The sequence below is a fragment of the Microbacterium sp. GbtcB4 genome (genome assembly GCF_019091465.1).
Lineage (GTDB): Bacteria > Actinomycetota > Actinomycetes > Actinomycetales > Microbacteriaceae > Microbacterium > Microbacterium paraoxydans.
The window spans coordinates 1-248 of record NZ_JAGXJJ010000345.1; the positions used below are offsets into that span (position 1 = coordinate 1).

The 248-nt window shown below is 72.2% G+C and carries 1 pseudogene; it reads right to left on the reverse strand.

The features are described from left to right. Positions 1 to 248 (reverse strand): annotated as a pseudogene (locus tag KVS71_RS18110) (MFS transporter); the annotation flags it as partial.

Genomic DNA, 248 nt, shown 5'->3' on the forward strand with positions numbered 1-248 from the left:
TCCCAGCAGGTACGTGCGCGGCTCGCGCCAGGCCTCGAGTGCGATGTGCATCCGCTGACGGAACGGGGGCTTCTCGTGGTCCTCGGGGTCGAGTGCGGCCTCCCGCACGGGCACCTGGAAGAAGCAGACGACGGCGATGACGGCGATGAGGACGCCCATCGTCACCGCGTGCGTGCCGACGTCGACCGTGGGGGCTGCGGCGTGGGCGCCGAAGCCGGCGACGAGCACGGGGCCGGAGCTGGAGCTAG